Raw genomic sequence first — 14,735 nt, 5'->3', positions numbered from 1 at the left:
ACACACCACTGGAGACAACCCATGCTGAAGATGCCGATGCGTCGCGCCTGCCTGGCCGCCTTGTTGCTTGCCACCACCAGCGCCGCCTTGCCGCTGGCCGCCAGCGCGCAAACCGACTTTCCCACCAAGCCCATCACGCTGATCGTGCCCTTCCCGGCCGGCGGCTCCACCGACCGCCACCTGCGCATCGTGGCGCAGGACGCTTCCAAGTATCTGGGTCAGCAGGTCATCGTGGAAAACCGGCCCGGCGCGGGCGGCACCCTGGGCACGGCCACCATGGCGCGCACCGCCAAGCCGGACGGCTACACGATCAGCCTGTACACGCTGGCCATGCTGCGCATGCCGTACATGCAGAAAAGCAGCTGGGACCCCATCAACGACTTCAGCTTCATCATCGGGCTGTCGGGCTACACCTTCGGCTTCACGGTGCGCTCGGACTCGCCGTACAAGACGTTCAACGAATACATCGAGGCCGCGCGCAAAGCGCCAGGCACCATCGACTACGGCTCCACCGGCGTGGGCTCGTCGCCGCACCTGCTGATTGAAGAAATCGCCATCAACGCCAAGGTCAAGCTGAACCACGTGCCGTTCAAGGGCAACGCCGACATGCAGCAGGCGCTGCTGGGCGGCCACGTCATGGCGCAAAGCGACGCCACCGGCTGGGACCAGTTCGTGGACTCCGGCAAGATGCGGCTGTTGGTCACCTTCGGCGAAAAGCGCACCACGCGCTGGCCCGACGTGCCCACCGCGCAGGAGCTTGGCTACAAGGTCGTGTCGACCTCGCCGTACGGTCTGGCCGGCCCTAAGGGCATGGACCCGGCCGTCGTGAAAACGCTGCATGACGCCTTCAAGAAAGCGCTGTTCGACAAGGCCAGCATGGACGTCATGAAGCAACTGAACCAGGAACCCGCGTACCGCAACAGCGCGGATTACAAGGCCTGGGCCCAGACAACGTTCGTAAAGGAAAAGGGCCTGATCGAGTATCTGGGGCTGATGGCGAAGGATTGACCGGGCTGCCGGGTAAAGCGCCCTGAAACAGGGCCAAAACAAGCCGGACGGGACGGCGGCTTTCTTTGCATGCTACGTTTGTATGCAAAAAATGTCTGCCTTTCCTGTCCGGGTTTTTGATAGACTGGCTGCCCGATTGTTTTCCCCTCCGGCCGCCGCAGCCGCGCCCCATGACTCAGGAAGTTCCGCTAGACCCCAGCGCCGACGATATTGCCAAGGAAGTGGCCGCCGCCATCGTGGCGCACAAGCTTCCCCCCGGCACCCGGCTGCGCGAAGAGGCGCTGGCGCGGGTCTACAAGGTCAGCCGCACCAAGATTCGCGCGGCGCTGCTGATGTTGTCCAAGGACAAGCTGATCAACATCGTTCCTGACAAGGGCGCGTTTGTCAGCAAGCCGGACGCCAACGAGGCGCGCGAGGTCTACGCCGTGCGCCGCATCCTGGAAGCCGCGCTGGCCAAGGAATTCGTGGCGCGCGCCACTGCCGCCGACTACCGCCGTATTGACGCCCACCTGGCCGAGGAACGGCTGGCGCTGGAAGCCGGCGACGTGCAAAAGCGCAACCATCTGCTGGGACACTTCCACATTCTGCTGGCCGAAGCCGTAGGCAATTCGGTGCTGACGGGCATGCTGCGCGAACTGTCCGCGCGCAGCGCCGTGATCACCGTGCTGTACCAAAGCTCGCATGACGCCAGTTGCTCGTCGCAAGAGCACCACGCTTTCATCGAGGCCGCGCGCGCGGGGGACACCGAACGCGCCTGCGCGCTGATGGACGAACACCTGGAACACGTACAGACCGCGCTGAATTTCACCGACGACAGCGCGGGCGGCGGGGACTTGGTCACGGCGCTGCTTAGCTAAGCTGGCTGAGCCAACGACCCGGCAGTGGCCAAGCGCCCCGGCCCGCGTTCGTCTTAGCCCGCGTTCGCCTCACCTCCCTTCGTCCCCCCCAGCATTTGCTCCATGCGCTGCTGCAACCACAGCTCGGTCGCGCTTAACGACGCGCCTTGCAGCCACAACGTGCGCACCGACAACATCGGCAAGGACAGGCCCGTGCACGGCACCCGCGTCAGCGTTCGGCGAAAACTCTCGTATTCGGCGATGTTCAGCGGCAGGATCGCCCAGCCCAGTTCGTCCGCCGCCATGCCGGCAATGCTGTAGAAGCTGTCCGTGCGCCAGACCGTGGGGCTCAGCACCACCTCTTCCACGCCTTCCATCTGCATGACCAGTTGCCGGTAGCGCGCCAGGTCACTGCGCGTGACTTCGGCCAGGGCCGCCAGCGGATGCCCCGACGCCACGAACACCGCCTGCGCCACGTTGCCCAGGTAACGGTGCGCGAAGGCGCTGCCGGGGTCGCCCCGGTCAAAGTGGAACGCGATGCTGGCGCGACCCTGCTGCACGTAGTCGGCCACCTCGGTCGCGGTGCCGTTCAACTGCGTCAGTTCCAGCGCGGGAAAGCGGTCGGCCACTTCCACCATCAATGCGCCCAGCACCTGATACGGCAGCGCCTCGTCCAGCGCGATCGCCAGCCGCGCGTCCTGCCCCGCCGCGAAAGACAGCGCCCGCTGGTCCAGCCCGCCGGCCTGGCGCAGCAGTTCACGCGCCTCTTGCAGCATGACTTCGCCGGCGGGCGTCAGCGTGGCGTTGCGCCGCGAGCGGTCGAACAATTCCACACCCAGGTCGGCTTCCAAGAGGCCCACCGACGTGCTCACGGCGGACTGCGCGCGGCCCAGCGCACGCGCGGCCGCCGAAAACGAACCGGCATCCGCCGCCGCCACGAAATGCCGAAGTTGATCCAGGGTCCATTGCATGTTGCCCTCCTTAATTCATCTATTTTATAGATGGAATCAAACTTTTTAAGGCAAATAAACAGATAGATAATGCCGACCTTGCACTCGTAGCGCCGCCGAAACAGCGCGGCCGGGTGTGGTTTACACAGGAGTAGAACTATGCAGCGGACTCATTCGAACGCTGTCGCCACGGCCGACCCGCGCCGTTGGCTGGTGCTGGGCATCGTGTCCATCGCCTTGTTGTTGATCGTGGTGGACATGACGGTGCTGTATACCGCCCTGCCCCGGCTCACGCACGAACTGGGCGTCACCGCGTCTGAAAAATTATGGATCGTGAACGTGTACGGCCTGGTCGTGTCGGGCCTGTTGCTGGGCATGGGCACGCTGGGTGACCGGCTGGGCCACAAGCGCCTGTTCATGATGGGGCTGGTCGTCTTCGGCGTGGCCTCGCTGGCCGCCGCCTATTCGCCGGGCGCGGCGTCGCTGATCGCGGCCCGCGTGCTGCTGGCGGTGGGCGCGGCCATGATGATGCCCGCCACCTTGTCCATCATCCGCCTGACGTTCGCCCAGGAACGTGAGCGTGCCGTGGCCATCGGCATCTGGGCTTCGGTGGCGTCCGGCGGCGCGGCGCTGGGGCCGGTGGTGGGCGGCGTGCTGCTGGAGCATTTCTGGTGGGGCTCGGTGTTCCTGATCAATGTGCCCATCGTGCTGCTTGCGCTGCCGCTGGCCTGGCGTTGCATTCCCGCCAGCCGCCCCGCCGCCGCCCGCCCCTGGGACCTGATGGGCTCCTTGCAAGTCATGGCGGGTTTGATCCTGTGCGCCTATGCATTGAAAGAACTGGGCCGCGCCACCACCTCGTGGCTACATGCCGGCCTGGCTTGCGCGGCTGGGGTCACCATCTTGACCTTGTTCGTGCGCCGCCAGCGTCGCCGCCCGTATCCGCTGATCGACTTCGCCATCTTCCGCAACGCCACCTTCAGTTCGGGCGTAGCTGCCGCCCTGTTCGCGGGCGCCGCGCTGCTGGGGCTGGAACTGGTGTTCAGCCAACGCCTGCAATTGGTGCTGGGCATGTCGCCGATCCAGGCCGCGCTGTTCATCCTGCCGCTGCCGCTTGCCGCCTTCGTGGCGGGGCCGCTGGCGGGCTGGCTCTTGGCCTATGTGCGTGGCCCGCGCCTGATGTTCCTGGCGCTGGCCGTGTCGGCCGCGGGCATGGGCGCTTATCTGCTCTGCTATGACGGCGCCATCCTGCCGCAGATGCTCAGCCTGAGCGTGCTGGGCCTGGGCATCGGCGCGACCATGACGGCGGCGTCCAGCTCCATCATGCAAAGCGCCACGCCGGAACGCGCCGGCATGGCAGCGTCGATTGAAGAGGTGTCCTACGAATTGGGCGGCGCGCTGGGCGTGACCTTGATGGGGTCCATCCTGTCGGGCGTTTATGCCAACACGCTGGACGTGCCCCCTGCTCTGGCCGCGGCGCCCGCGCTGGGTGACAGCCTGGACGAAGCGTTGATCGTGGCGGAAGGCCTACCGACAGACCTCGCGGCCACCTTGACGCACTTGGCCAAGACCGCGTTCGACACCGGCTATGCCGCCGTGATCGCCACCGCCACCGTCATGCTGCTGGCCACCGCCGCGTTCGTGCTGCTGAACCGCACGCGCCGGCAGCCGGCAGCGGGCTGATCCGGGCTGATCCGGGGTCTAAGCCGAGCACCTAAGCCGAGGGCCTGATCCGGGGGCCTGTGCCGAGGCGCTGCGCCAGGCCAGCGCCCCCGCCCGCGACTGTCAGCGAATACGGAAGGCGTGGTCCATATCCGCGATCAGGTCTTCTTCGTGCTCCAGCCCGATCGAAATCCGGATCAGCCCTTCCGACACGCCCGCCGCCTCGCGTTCCTCGGCTGGTACGCCGGAATGCGTCGTGGACGCCGGGTGGCACACCAGCGATTCCGTGCCGCCCAGGCTGACCGCCGACTTGAACAGATGCAGCGCATTGATAAAGCGGAACGCCCGCTCGCGGCCGCCATCAAGCACGAAGGCGAAGGTTGAGCCGGGGCCGGTGCACTGGCGCTTGTAGACCTCTTGGTAGGCGCGGTCAGAGATCATTTCCGGATGAAAGATGGCGACCTTCTCATAAGGATTGCCGGCCAGCCATTGCGCCACCTTGGTGGCCGTGCGCGCCGCCTGCTTCATGCGCAGCACCACCGTTTCCATCGAGCGCGTGATCATCCAGCAGGAATGCGGGTCCAGTTGCGAACCGAACGCGCTGCGTATGGCGCGCACCTTCTTGATCAGGTCCTTGCTGCCCGTGACGGCGCCCGCCACCAGGTCGCTGTGGCCACCCACGTACTTCGTCAGCGAATACACGCACAGATCCACGCCATGGTCGGCCGGCTTTTGAAAAATGGGCCCCAGCAGCGTGTTGTCGCAGACCGACACCGGGCGATAGCCGTGGCGCGTTTCAAAGGCATCCAGCTCGTTCTTCATGCCTTCGAAATCGATCAGCGCGTTGGTGGGGTTGGCCGGCGTTTCCACGTAGAGCACGCGCACGGGCCCCTTGGTCGCCGCTTCCTCCAGCGCCGCGCGCATGGCCTTGGGCGACAGGCCGTCGCGGATGGCATGCGAGCCGATGCCCCATTCCGGAAACACCTTGGCAATCAACGTCTCGGTACCGCCATACAAGGGCAGCGACTGCACCAACTGGTCGCCGGGGCGCAAGAACGCCATCAACACGGCGCTGATGGCGGCCATGCCGCTGGCCGTAACCGCCGCCGCTTCGGACCCGTCCAGCAAGGCCAGCCGGTCTTCCACGATTTCCAGGTTGGGATGATTGAAGCGGCTGTAGACCAGCCCGGCCGATTCGCCTTGCGGCAGGGGCTTGCGGCCCGACACCACATCAAAGAAGGCCGCGCCGTCCTCGGCGGACCGGAACGCAAAGGTAGAAGTCAGAAAGACAGGCGGCTTGACCGCGCCTTCGGACAGAAAGGGGTCATAGCCATAGGACATCATCTGCGTTTCCGCATGCAGCGGGCGTCCAAAAATATCCTTCTTGTGATAAGTCGAATACGTCATGGTGTGCCTCTTACTCTGGGATTCCAGCCGACCGGGCAGGCGCGTGTCGCATGTTGCGACGATAACGCCTATTCGTCCGCTTGCATCTGGCCGGGCACGACCCGATTGCGGCCGTTGCGCTTGGCCTGGTAGAGACCGCGGTCCGCCGTGAGGATCAGGTCGGTGCAGGGCTGGTCATTCGTGGGAATGGCCGTGGCCGTGCCGATGCTGACGGTCAGCCAGGGCCCTGACCCCGTATCCTTTTGCGGAATCTGCATGGCCTCGACCGCGCGGCGCAGTTTTTCGGCTGCCAGTCGCGCGCTGCCACCGGGCGTGCCGGGCAGCACCAGTGCAAACTCTTCCCCGCCAAAGCGGGCCGCCAGGTCGGTGGAGCGGTCGCAACTAGCGAAGATGGTGTTGGCCACGCGCTTGAGCGCTTCGTCACCTGCTATGTGCCCATAGGTGTCGTTGTAGGCCTTGAAGTGGTCCACATCGATCATCAACATGCTGATCTCGCGGCCATCGCGGCGCGCGCGCAACCATTCCGCATTCAGGTATTCATCGAAGTAGCGGCGGTTGCCCAGGCCCGTCAAGCCGTCGGAATTGGTCAGCCGGCGCAATTCCATATTGCTTTCCAGCAGTTGCTGCTGGCTTTGACGCAGCGCCTGGTAGGCCTCGTCGCGCTGCACCAGCGCCAGATACGAGCGCGAGTGGTAGCGGATGCGCGCCACCAGTTCGATGGAATCGGGCAGCTTCACCAGATAATCGTTGGCGCCCGAGGAAAACGCCGCGCTCTTGATGGCGGCGTCTTCCTTGGTGGACAGCACGATGATGGGAATGTCGCGCGTGACCGGGTGGTTGCGGTATTCCTTCACCAGGCTCAAGCCGTCCACGCCCGGCAGCACCAGGTCTTGCAAGATGACGGTGGGCCGCGTCTGAATAGCCACCGTCAGCGCCTTGTAGGGGTCCGAGCAATAGTGGAAATCGATATTGCCCTCGACGACCAGCGCCCGCCGGATCGCTTCGGCCACCATGACCTGATCGTCAACCAGCAGCACCATGGCCGCGTGCGCGCTCAAATCCGCCGAGCCTGCGCTGTCTATGGGAGGGTGCATCGCTATTCCTTGATGTCTGGCAATGTTGGGCGCTCAGGCCAAGGCCTGGATCACGCGCGGCGCGATCTGGTCCAACGGTTTGATTTCCACCGCCGCCTGCAAGGCGGCCGCCGCCTTGGGCATGCCGTACACGGCACTGGTGGCCTGGTCTTGCGCAATGGTCAGGCAGCCGCGTTCACGCATGGCCTTCAGGCCGCGCGCGCCGTCCTGACCCATGCCGGTCAGCAGCACGCCCACGGCGGTGCCGCGCCAGTGCTGCGCCACGCTATGAAAGAACACGTCGATGGACGGCCGGTACAGGCTTTCCTTGGGGTCCGGGGTGTAGCGCAGAGTGCCGTCGGCCAGCAGGTGCAGATGGTCGTCGGTGCCCGCCAGCAGGATCTGGCCCGGCAAGGGCCGTTCACCTTCGCGCACCAGCCGCACGGGCAACAGCACCTGGTCGTTCAACCAGTCGGCCATGCCCGCCGCAAACGACGCATCCACATGCTGCACGAGCACGATGCCGGCGGGGAAACTCAGCGGCAGATCGCGCAGCAGTTGGGCCAGCGTGGCCGGCCCACCCGCCGACGCCCCGATGACCAGCAGCCGTTGCGCATCCGCGCGCGCGGCCGCGTGGGGCACCGGGGTCAAGTTGGGCCGGCTGCCGTAGCGGCCGATCAACCAGCCGATGTTGCGGATCTTGCGCAGCAAGGGCGCGGCGGCGCTGCGCAGGTCGCCCCCGCCGACCACGGGCGTATCCACCGCGTCCAGCGCGCCGTGGCCCATGGCGTCGAACACGCGCGCGGTGTGGCGGGCCACGTCCACGGTGACCACCACAATCGCGCACGGCGACTCGGCCATGATGCGGCGCGTGGCCTCCACCCCATCCATGACGGGCATGATCAGGTCCATCAGCACCACGTCGGGCCGGTCGCGCGCGCACTGCGCCACGGCCTCTTCGCCGTTGGACGCCACCCACGCCACTTCCAGCCCCGGTTCCAGCGCGATGGCGCGCCGCAGGGCCTCGACCGCTATTTGCAGATCGTTGACGATGCCGATTCTCACGTCAGTGCCTTTCCGATCAGGTCTTCGACGGCGTCCAGCAACGCGTCGTCATGGAAACTTCCCTTGGCCAGATAGTAGTCAGCGCCGGCATCCAGCCCGCGCCGCCGATCTTCCTCGCGGTCTTTGTACGACACCACCATCACCGGCAGGCCTTGCAGCTTGGCGTCGGCCTTGATGCGCGACACCAGTTCGATGCCATCCATGCGCGGCATGTCCACATCGGTCACGACCAAATCAAAATCTTCGCCGCGCAGCATGTTCCAGCCATCCATGCCGTCAACCGCCACGGCCACGTCAAAGCCCCGGTTCACCAGCAGCTTGCGTTCCAGTTCGCGCACGGTCAGGGAATCGTCCACCACCAGCACGCGCTTGCGGCGGCGCGTCTGCGCGACCTGGCCCGCGCCGTCCACCCGCGTCAGGCGGCCGGCTTCGATCAGTTTCCGCACTGACAGCAGCATGTCTTCCACGTCCAGGATCAAGAGCGGCGTGCCGTCGTCCATCAAGGCGCCCGCCATCACGTCCTGCACCTTGCCCAACCGGGGGTCCAGCGGCTGCACCACCAGCGTGCGCTCGCCCACGTAGCGGTCGACCGCGATGCCGTAGCGCTTGTCGTGATCGCCCACGACCACCACCGCCACGGATTCCGTTGCGGGCGCGGGCTCGCCGCCCCGCAGGATCTGCCGCGCCGACACCAGGCCAACCTGCCGGTCCATGAACCGAAAGTGCTGATGGCCTTCCAACTGTTCGATGTCTTCCCTGCGTACCTGCAAGGCATGGCTGACGTAGGCCAGCGGAAACGCATAGATCGCGCCCTGCACCTCAACCAGCAGGCTGCGTACCACCGACAGCGACAAGGGCATTTCCAGCACGAAGCGCGTGCCCTGCCCGCTGGTCTGATGAATGCGCACCGCGCCGCGCAACTGGCGCACCATCGTCTGCACCACGTCCAGGCCCACGCCGCGCCCTGAAATCTCGGTCACTTCGCCGCGCGTGCTGAAGCCGGACAGGAACAGGAATTCCAGCAGTTCGGCTTCGCTCAGGCGCGCCGCGGTGTCGGCCGTGGTCAGCTTGCGCTGCACGACTTCGATGCGCAGCCGGTCCAACGAAATGCCCGCGCCGTCGTCGCTCAGTTCCACCACCAGCATGCCGGCAGAGTGCCGCGCCGACAGCTTGATCAGGCCTTCCGGGGGCTTGCCGGCGTCCAGGCGGTCCATCGGCATTTCAATGCCATGGTCCACCGCGTTGCGCAGCAGATGCATCAACGGCGCGTCCAGCTTTTCAAGAATGTCACGGTCCACCTGCGTGGTGTCGCCCTCGATCTCCAGCCGTACCTGTTTGCCCAGCGAGCGGCCCAGGTCGCGCACCATGCGCGGCATGCCGCCCACGCCGTCGCCAAAGGGCCGCATGCGGCAAGCCAGCGCGGTGTCGTACAGGCGTTGGGCCAGATGGCTCATGCGCCAGCCGAACTCATCGACTTCGTTGGTGCGCTGGGTCAGTTCTTGCTGGCATTGCTCAACAATACGCTGGGCGTCGTCCAGCGCCGCCTGCGCACGGGCGTCCACATGCTGGCCGGCCAGCGCGCCGCGCACGCCGTCCAGCGCCTGCGCGGCGCCCGCCTGCAAGCGCCGCAGCCGCAGCATGGATGCCCCGAATGGGCCAACCCAGTGCGACTCCACCAGCGTCTCGCTGGACAGGCCCAGCAATTTGTTCAGCGTGTCGGCGGTAACGCGCAGCACGCGCTCGCCTTCGAAGATGCCCTGGTCGGAACTGCGGCGTGTCGTCGGCTGAGCGGGGGGTGTTGTCGGCGGCGGTGGTGTCACTGCCAAGCTCGGGCTCGGGCTGGCGGTCGGGAGTGCACTCGAACCCGCAGTGGGTACCGCCGCCGTTGCCGCCGTCCGGCCCGGTTGCGGGACACGGGCCGAGGCCGGCAAATCGTCGAAGCGCTGGATCGGCGGCAAGTAATCCGACGGCCTGGGCGCACGGGTCGGCGCGGGCGGGACAGCCGGCGCATTGCTCAGGCGCACCACCAGGTCATCGATCTCGCCACCCAGATCCGCGCCGGGCGTGGCCACCCGTTGCAGCAGGTCAGTGCCCAGCAACAAGGCATCGATATCATCCGCCTGCAAGCGCAGCCGCCCTTCCTGCGCGGCCACCAGGCAGTCTTCCATGGCGTGCGCAATACGCACGGCGGGGTGCAGGTCCACGATGCGGGCGGCGCCCTTGAGCGAATGCGCCGCGCGCATGCAGGCCTCAAGCTGGGCCGCCGACGTCGGGTCGTGTTCCAGCGCCAGCAGGCCGTTGTTCAGCACCTGCACCTGGGTGCGGGTCTCAAGCTGGAACAGCTCAAGCAAGGAGGCGTCGCGCATCTCGTCCGGGTTCACGCCAGGCTCCGTTCCAAAGCTTGCATCAACAGGGCTTCATCCAGCACACCCACGCTGCGACCACCGCATGGGGCCACCCCGCGCGAGTACTTCACGCTGGCGCCCTCTACGGTTGACGGCAGCGGTTCCAGTTGGTCCAGGTTGACGGCATGAATGCCTTCAACCTCGTCCACCGGCAGCACCACGGCCCGGCCCGCGCCGCCGAAGATCAGCATGCGGGCCGCGCCGGGGCGCTCGCGCGTGTCATCGCCCGCCGCGTCCAGCCCCAACAGGCGCGCCAAGGACACGCACACGGTCAAGGTGCCGCGCACATTGGTCACGCCCAGCACCGCCGGGTCGCGGCGATGCGGCAGCGTCAGGATCTGGCGTGTGGCGGCCACCTCGTCCAGGGCCCGCGTCGGCAGAGACAGCCATTCCGCGCCCACGCGGAATACCAGCAGCGAAGACAAGCGAACGTCTTGCCGGGGCTGCTCGATATCGCTGTCGAACGACTCAAGTTGCGGCGGCAACCGGTCCAGAATGCGTTTGGCGGCCGCCGCATAGACCGGGCAGTTGCGGCAATGCACATGCGTGGGCAACTGGTCGCAGCTTTTGTCGCCACGGATACCGATGCGGTTCCAGCAGTCGTCAATGTCGGACAGGCGCACAAGAGACTCAATCACGTCGGGCCTCCTGTCGCGCCGCCCGCGCCTGCAAGCGGCGCGCGCCTTCGATGTCGCCTGACGATGCGATCAAGGCGGCCAGGTGCAGCAGCGCTTCGCGGTGGGTCGGGTCCAGGTATAGCGCCTTGCGGTAAGCCGCCTGCGCCTGATGCGCGTCGCCGGCGGCGTCTTGCAACAGGCCCAGCAGATGCAGCCCGTCGGCGCTGACGCCGTGCAGGTCTATGTGGGCGCGGCATTGCGCCAAGGCGTCCTGCACGCGACCGCGATCCGCCATCTGCGCGATCTGGCGCAGCGATGCCGTGGCGTTTGTGTTGCCCATGGCCGTGCTGGTGTTGCCGTTTGCCGCGCTGGTGTCGCCATTGCCAGGCGCCGGGGCGATTGCCGCATGCGCCAGGGGCAGTCGCGCGGCCGGCGCCTGCGCCACGGGCCGCCGGGGCGGCGCCCAGGCATGCACGATGGGGGTGACTGCGGTGGCACCCAATCCCCCCGCCGTGCCCATGGCCCGCGTCGCGGGCTCAGGCGGTGGCGGCAAGGCCTGCGCCCGGAAGGCGAACGATCGCGCCAACGGCAGCGCGGGCAGGCGGCGCTGCGTCAAGAGGCTGGTCTCGGCCGGCCCGACAAAAATCACGCCGTCATTGCGCGTGAAGCGCCGCAGCACCTGCACGGCACGTTCCTGGGTCGGCCCGTCGAAGTAGATCAGCAAGTTGCGGCAGAACACGAAGTCGTACGGGGCCACGCCCGCCAGCAGGTTGCCGTCGAACAGGTTGCCGTGTTGAAAGCGGACCCGCTCGCGGACCTGCGCATTCAGTTGATGGCCGTCGGCCGTTTCAACAAAGTGGCGGTCGCGATACGCCAGGTCGTCGCCACGGAATGCGTTGCGGCCATACAGTGCGCGTTGCGCGAACTGCACCATGCGTTCGCTGATGTCCACGGCGTCCACCTGAAAGCGCGCGGCGGGCACGCCTGCATTCAGCAAGGCCATGGCAATGGAATACGGTTCTTCGCCGCTGGCGCACGGCACGCTTAATATCCGCAGCACCCGGCTTTCCGGCACGCCGGCCGCGAACAGGCGTTCACGTGCCAGGCTGACCATGGCGGTTTGCGATTCCGGATAGCGGAAAAACCAGGTCTCGGGCACGATCACGGCTTCGATCAGTTGCTGCATTTCGTCGGCCACCGTGTGCAGCCGCCGCAGGAACTCGTGTTCGTCCGCCACGCCCACCGCGTTCATGCGGTGGCGCACGGCGCGTTCGACCGCCGCCTTGCCGATGGAGCCGCTATCCAGCCCCATCTTGCGCTTGAGCAAGGCGCTGAATTCGTCGACGAGCATCATGGCTGGGCCTCGCCATCAAGGTCGGCCGGGTACAGCATCGCGCGCACGGACGGCGCCAGCAGGTCATTCACGCGCACGGCCTGGACCATGCCGTGCGCATCGCTCAGCACCGGCCCCAAGTAGCGGGCGTTGGGGCTGTCCAGGCCCGAAGGCTGGAACGCGGCCGGGTCGTAATGCAGGGTCTCGGTAGCGTGTTCCAGAATCAGCCCCAGCACATGGTCAGACGCGCTGGGGTCAGCTGCAGTTGCTGACGCCGTTGCAGTGGCAGCCGGGGTTGCAGCCGGGGTTGCAGCCGCAGTTGCAGTCGCAGCCGCAGCCGGCCGGTAATGCACCAGCGCCAGGCGGGTGCTGGTGACCCGGGCGGCGGCGCCCTGCCCCGCGAGCTCGCTCATGTCGATCACGGGCACCGGTGCGCCGCGTCTGTCCAGCATGCCCGCCACCCACAAGGGCGCGCCGGGCACTTGTTTCAACGTGCGCAAGCCCAACACCTCGATGACCTCGCCCGCATCCAGCGCATAGCGGTCGCCGCCGATGCGAAACAGCAGATACAGCCGCCGCGCGGCCGCCCCGGCCGCCCTTAAGGGGCCGGACGAGGACGATGGTGCAAGTTCCGCCATGACGGGGCTCAGATCTTGAAGCGCGACACGCCGCTGCGCAGGTCGTTGGCCACCACCGTCAGCTCTTCAATCGCCAGGCTGGACTGGCGCAGGGATTCCACGGTTTGCTGGGCGGCGTCGCTCAACTGCTGCAAGGCCTGGTTGATCTGCTCGGCGCCCGTTGCCTGCGCCTGCATGCCTTCGTTCACCATCTGCACGCGCGGCGCAAGCGTCTGCACCTGCTGGATGATCTGCGACAACTGGTCGCCCACCTGCTGCATGTCGGCCATGCCCCGGCGCACTTCCTCCGAGAACTTGTCCATGCCCATCACGCCCGCCGACACCGACGACTGGATCTCGCGCACCATCTGTTCGATGTCATACGTGGCCACGGCGGTCTGATCGGCCAGTCGGCGGATCTCGGTCGCCACCACCACGAAGCCACGGCCGTACTCGCCGGCCTTCTCGGCTTCAATGGCGGCGTTGAGCGACAACAGGTTGGTCTGGTCCGCCACCTTGGTGATCGTGGTAACCACTTGGGTGATATTGCCGGCTTTCTCGTTCAGGATGGCCAGCTTGGCATTCACCGAGCCCGCCGCGCCCACCACGTTGCGCATCGTGTCTTCCATGCGCGCCAGCCCAACCTGCCCGCTGCCGGCCAGCGACGCGGTCTGCTCGGCGGCGCTGGACACTTCGGTCATGGTGCGCACCAGCTCGCGTGATGTGGCGGAAATTTCACGCGAGGTGGCGCCGATTTCGGTGGTGGTGGCCGCCACTTCGGACGCGGTGGCTTGCTGCTGCTTGGACGTGGCCGCAATCTCGGTCACCGACGTCGCCACCTGCACGGCCGAACGCTGGGTCTTGCCAACCAGCCCGGTCAGTTCGTCCACCATGCCGTTGAAACCGGTTTCGATGGCGTTGAATTCGTCTTTGCGCGCCAAGGCCAGGCGGCGGGTCAGGTCGCCGCTGCCGGTGGATTCCAGGGTCTTGACGATGTCGCGCATGGGGTTGCCGATGGCGCGCATCAGCATCACGCCGCATACGATCGCGGCCGCGATCGCCAGGCCCAGCGACAACAACATGCCGTATTCGGCGGCATCCACGGCCTTCTTGATGCTGACGGCGGCCTCGTCTGCCTGCTTCTTGTTTTCCACCACCATCTTGGCCAGGATGTCGCGCCCCTGGTAGAAGGCGGGCCGCAATTCATTCTTGACGCGGCTTTTCGCCCCAAGCGTATCGCCCGCCATCGCGCTACCCAGGATATCGGCACGAATGCGCTTGTAATCCTGCAAGGCCTTCTCGAAATCCGCGAACATCGCGCGATCGTCCTCGCGCGAAATCGTGCGGCGGTAAAAGTCGATGTGCTCTTCCAACTGCTGGTCGCTCTTGGGCAGCGCCTCCAGCACCGTGCGGCGCTCTGCGTCGGAATCGCTGTTGAAAGCGTCTTGCACCACCACGAACCCGGCAAACCACGACGCGCGTATCGACGTGCTGTAGTAGATGCCCGGCACGGCGTCCGTGTTGATCATCACCACTTCATCTTCAATGTGCAGCAGGCGTCGGTAATCAACCACCACCATCAACGTCATGATGGCCAAGATGACCATGAAGCTGGCCAGAATGCGTTGGCGCAGAGTCAGATTCTTCATTCAGGTAGACCTTTGTGCAGGTTCAACACGACAACGCCCGACCCACCCATTACCGGATGTGGGGAAATGCACTGATTATTGCAAAGGCGAGTGCGGCGAGCCATGAAAAACTAGGG

General features: G+C 66.1%; 12 protein-coding genes. 3 read left to right on the top strand and 9 right to left on the bottom strand.

Annotation, left to right across the window (positions count from 1 at the left end):
* The first annotated feature begins 21 nt into the window (after positions 1-21).
* Positions 22-1,008, top strand: a complete 987-nt coding sequence (locus M2361_RS05395) for a tripartite tricarboxylate transporter substrate binding protein (RefSeq protein ID WP_259246721.1) — start codon at positions 22-24, stop codon at positions 1,006-1,008.
* 170 nt (positions 1,009-1,178) lie between these two features.
* Positions 1,179-1,865, top strand: a complete 687-nt coding sequence (locus M2361_RS05390; protein ID WP_100856068.1) for a GntR family transcriptional regulator — start codon at positions 1,179-1,181, stop codon at positions 1,863-1,865.
* Positions 1,866-1,918: 53 nt separating this feature from the next.
* Here M2361_RS05390 and M2361_RS05385 read toward each other — a convergent pair whose 3' ends face one another.
* Entirely contained in the window at positions 1,919-2,815 is an 897-nt protein-coding gene (locus M2361_RS05385) for a LysR family transcriptional regulator (RefSeq protein WP_259246719.1), read from the bottom strand.
* A 138-nt stretch (positions 2,816-2,953) separates the two neighbouring features.
* On the opposite strand from M2361_RS05385, the gene M2361_RS05380 reads away from it, so the two are divergent.
* Positions 2,954-4,474 carry an MFS transporter gene (locus tag M2361_RS05380; protein ID WP_259246718.1) on the top strand — a complete coding sequence of 507 codons (1,521 nt, stop codon included), beginning with the start codon at positions 2,954-2,956 and terminating at the stop codon, positions 4,472-4,474.
* A gap of 102 nt (positions 4,475-4,576) precedes the next feature.
* On the opposite strand, the gene M2361_RS05375 is transcribed toward M2361_RS05380, so the two are convergent.
* The 8 genes from M2361_RS05375 to M2361_RS05340 form a co-directional block, all read right to left on the bottom strand.
* On the bottom strand, positions 4,577-5,860 hold the full coding sequence (locus tag M2361_RS05375; RefSeq protein ID WP_259246717.1) for a cystathionine gamma-synthase family protein: 1,284 nt from the start codon (positions 5,858-5,860) through the stop codon (positions 4,577-4,579).
* 68 nt (positions 5,861-5,928) lie between these two features.
* Positions 5,929-6,954, bottom strand: a complete 1,026-nt coding sequence (locus M2361_RS05370; protein ID WP_100856072.1) for a PleD family two-component system response regulator — start codon at positions 6,952-6,954, stop codon at positions 5,929-5,931.
* 33 nt (positions 6,955-6,987) lie between these two features.
* On the bottom strand, positions 6,988-7,998 hold the full coding sequence (locus tag M2361_RS05365; RefSeq protein WP_259246715.1) for a chemotaxis response regulator protein-glutamate methylesterase: 1,011 nt from the start codon (positions 7,996-7,998) through the stop codon (positions 6,988-6,990).
* Positions 7,995-10,379, bottom strand: a complete 2,385-nt coding sequence (locus M2361_RS05360; RefSeq protein WP_259246713.1) for a hybrid sensor histidine kinase/response regulator — start codon at positions 10,377-10,379, stop codon at positions 7,995-7,997. The genes M2361_RS05365 and M2361_RS05360 overlap by 4 nt, the downstream gene beginning before the upstream one ends.
* Entirely contained in the window at positions 10,376-11,041 is a 666-nt protein-coding gene (locus tag M2361_RS05355) for a chemotaxis protein CheW (protein WP_259246712.1), read from the bottom strand. Before M2361_RS05355 ends, M2361_RS05360 begins: the two co-directional genes overlap by 4 nt.
* The gene (locus M2361_RS05350; protein ID WP_259246710.1) at positions 11,034-12,374 is read right to left on the bottom strand and encodes a protein-glutamate O-methyltransferase CheR; all 1,341 of its coding nucleotides are present in this window, start codon (positions 12,372-12,374) and stop codon (positions 11,034-11,036) included. Before M2361_RS05350 ends, M2361_RS05355 begins: the two co-directional genes overlap by 8 nt.
* The gene (locus tag M2361_RS05345; protein ID WP_259246709.1) at positions 12,371-12,991 is read right to left on the bottom strand and encodes a chemotaxis protein CheW; all 621 of its coding nucleotides are present in this window, start codon (positions 12,989-12,991) and stop codon (positions 12,371-12,373) included. The genes M2361_RS05350 and M2361_RS05345 overlap by 4 nt, the downstream gene beginning before the upstream one ends.
* Positions 12,992-12,999: 8 nt before the next feature.
* A complete protein-coding gene (locus tag M2361_RS05340) occupies positions 13,000-14,619 on the bottom strand; it encodes a methyl-accepting chemotaxis protein (protein WP_259246708.1) in 1,620 nt (539 codons plus the stop codon).
* Between the last annotated feature and the right edge of the window lie 116 nt (positions 14,620-14,735).

Source organism: Achromobacter sp. JUb104 (assembly GCF_024806975.1).
In the GTDB taxonomy this organism is placed as follows: Bacteria; Pseudomonadota; Gammaproteobacteria; order Burkholderiales; family Burkholderiaceae_B; genus Achromobacter; species Achromobacter spanius.
This window is presented reverse-complemented; position numbering and strand designations above follow the sequence as displayed.

What these genes read in the sequence shown, in the direction of transcription:
- M2361_RS05370 (WP_100856072.1), bottom strand. Translation starts at nt 6,954, where the DNA reads ATGCACCCTCCCATAGACAGCGCAGGCTCGGCGGATTTGAGCGCGCAC.
- M2361_RS05390 (WP_100856068.1), top strand. Translation starts at nt 1,179, where the DNA reads ATGACTCAGGAAGTTCCGCTAGACCCCAGCGCCGACGATATTGCCAAG.
- M2361_RS05380 (WP_259246718.1), top strand. Translation starts at nt 2,954, where the DNA reads ATGCAGCGGACTCATTCGAACGCTGTCGCCACGGCCGACCCGCGCCGT.
- M2361_RS05350 (WP_259246710.1), bottom strand. Translation starts at nt 12,374, where the DNA reads ATGATGCTCGTCGACGAATTCAGCGCCTTGCTCAAGCGCAAGATGGGG.
- M2361_RS05385 (WP_259246719.1), bottom strand. Translation starts at nt 2,815, where the DNA reads ATGCAATGGACCCTGGATCAACTTCGGCATTTCGTGGCGGCGGCGGAT.
- M2361_RS05395 (WP_259246721.1), top strand. Translation starts at nt 22, where the DNA reads ATGCTGAAGATGCCGATGCGTCGCGCCTGCCTGGCCGCCTTGTTGCTT.
- M2361_RS05340 (WP_259246708.1), bottom strand. Translation starts at nt 14,619, where the DNA reads ATGAAGAATCTGACTCTGCGCCAACGCATTCTGGCCAGCTTCATGGTC.
- M2361_RS05345 (WP_259246709.1), bottom strand. Translation starts at nt 12,991, where the DNA reads ATGGCGGAACTTGCACCATCGTCCTCGTCCGGCCCCTTAAGGGCGGCC.
- M2361_RS05375 (WP_259246717.1), bottom strand. Translation starts at nt 5,860, where the DNA reads ATGACGTATTCGACTTATCACAAGAAGGATATTTTTGGACGCCCGCTG.